Annotated in this window: 1 protein-coding gene; it reads left to right on the forward strand. The window is 64.8% G+C overall.

The window, feature by feature from the left end; translation table 11 throughout:
- On the forward strand, window positions 1-2,452 hold a 2,452-nt coding region (locus RDCOP1_RS21070), incomplete at both ends, for a non-ribosomal peptide synthetase (RefSeq protein ID WP_143152209.1).

The following is a 2,452-nucleotide window of genomic DNA, read 5'->3' on the forward strand; positions in this document are numbered from 1 at the left end:
GGATCCGGGGTCGGCGGCGAACAACATCCCGGTGGCGATCAGGTTGTCGGGACCGTTGGATGTCGATGCGTTGCAGGCGGCCGTGTCGGATGTCGTCGCGCGACATGAGTCGTTGCGGACGGTGTATCCGGAGGTCGACGGGGTCGGTTTCCAGAAGGTGCTCGGGGCCGACGATGCGGTCGTGGAGGTGCGTGTCGAGGACGTTGCCGCCGACGAGGTGCCGGAGCGAGTCGGCGAGATCGTGACTACCGGTTTCGATGTGACGCAGCAGGTTCCGGTCAGGGTGCGGTTGTTGCGGATCACGCCGGAAGAGTATGTGCTGGTGGTGGTGGTTCATCACATCTCGAGTGACGGGTTCTCGATGGGGCCGGTGACCCGGGATGTGGTCACCGCGTATGCGGCGCGCGCTGCGGGCCGGAACCCGGAGTGGTCGGCGCTCGAGGTGCAGTACGCCGACTACACGTTGTGGCAGCGAGAGGTCCTCGGCGACGAGTCGGATCCGGAGTCGCTGCTCGCGCGGGAAACCGAGTTCTGGCGCACTGCTTTGGCGGATCTGCCGGAGGAGTCGACGTTGCCGTCCGACCGGCCCCGCCCGGTGGTGTCGAGTTACCAGGGTGCCTCGCACGGGTTCGTGATCGATGGTCGTGTTCGTGCCGGTGTAGCGGAGGTGGCACGACGCAGTGGCGCAACGGAATTCATGGTGGTGCATGCTGCGTTGGCGGTGATGCTGTCGCGGTTGGGTGCGAGTTCCGATGTTGCGATCGGCACGCCGATCGCGGGGCGTGGTGAGGCCGCGCTCGACGATCTGGTCGGCATGTTCGTCAACACGCTCGTGTTGCGCACGTCGGTCGACGGTGGGGTGTCGTTCGGGGAGTTCGTCGATGAGGTCCGCCGGGTGGATCTCGATGCGTTCGCCCATGCCGATGTGCCGTTCGAGCGGTTGGTGGAGGTGCTCGATCCTGCGCGTTCGCAGGCGCGTCATCCGCTCTTCCAGGTGATGCTGGCCTTCCAGAACTTGGCGGGTGCGGAGCTCGAGTTGCCGGGGTTGCGGGTGTCGGGCGTGGATGTCGATGTTCGAGTCGCGAAGTTCGACCTGCAGTTGACGTTGTCGGAGGGGTACGCCCAAGACGGTTCGCCGGTCGGCTGGAGTGCGGAATTGACCTACGCCACCGAGCTCTTCGATGCGGTTACGGTCGAGGGGTTCGCGGAGCGGTTCGTGCGGATCCTCGAGTCGGTGGTCGCCGATCCTGCGCTGCGGGTGGGGGATATCGATCTGCTGGGCGCCGACGAGCGTATTGCGGTGCTCGAGCGGTGGAACGATACGTCGCGTCCGGTGCCGGATGGAACATTGCTGGACCGGTTCGATAGCCAGGTCCTTTCGAATCCCGACGCGATTGCGGTGGTGTTCGAAGACGAGTCGTTGACGTACGCGCAGTTCGATGTGCGGGTCAATCGGGTTGCGCGGTATTTGATCTCGCGGGGTGTGGGTCCGGAGACGACGGTGGGGTTGGCGGTGCGCCGGTCGTTGGATCTGTTGGTGGGGATGTATGCGATCGTGCGGGCGGGTGGCGCGTATGTGCCGCTCGATCCGGATCAGCCTGCTGAGCGTAATGGTTTCATTGTGGAGTCGGCGTCGCCGGTGTTGGTGGTGTCGACGTCGCGGGACGGGTTCGAGCTTCCCGAGTCCGATTCCGAGTCCGGGTCCGGGTCCGGGTCGGTGCCGGTGGTGTCGATCGACACGCTGGATCTTGCCGGTGTGTCGGCGGGTCCGGTGTCCGATGGTGAGCGGGTTGCGCCGTTGCGGCCGGACAATACGGCGTATGTGATTTTCACGTCGGGGTCGACGGGGCGGCCGAAGGGTGTGGCGGTGTCGCATTGTTCGGTGGTCAATCAGGTGTCGTGGCTGACAGCCGAATACTCGCTCACCCGAGATGATGTGGTGTTGCAGAAGACGCCGTTCACGTTCGATGTGTCGGTGTGGGAGCTGTTCGGTGCGTTGGCGGTGGGTGCGCGTGTGGTGATCGCGAGCCCCGACGGGCATCGGGATCCTGCGTATCTTGCTCGCGTGATCCATCGGGAGGGGATTACTGCGACGTCGTTCGTGCCGTCGATGCTTGCGGTGTTCGCTGCTGTCGCCACGCGCGAGGAGTGTGCGTCGTTGCGGCTGGTTCTTGTGGCGGGTGAGGCGTTTCCTGCGGCTTTGGTCGATCAGTGTGCTGCTGTCGGTTTGCCGCGGTTGCATAACTTGTACGGTCCGACCGAGGCGACGGTGCATGTCACGGCGCGGCCGGTCGAGGTGGGTGTTTCGGGTGCGGTTCCGATCGGGGCACCGGTGTGGAATACCGGGGCCTATGTTTTGGACCAGCGGCTGGTGCCGGTACCCCTCGGAGTTGTCGGTGAGTTGTATCTGTCGGGTGTGCAGATCGCGAGGGGATATTTCGGGCGTGCAGCA

Source organism: Rhodococcus coprophilus NBRC 100603 (assembly GCF_001895045.1).
Classification (GTDB): Bacteria; Actinomycetota; Actinomycetes; order Mycobacteriales; family Mycobacteriaceae; genus Rhodococcus; species Rhodococcus coprophilus.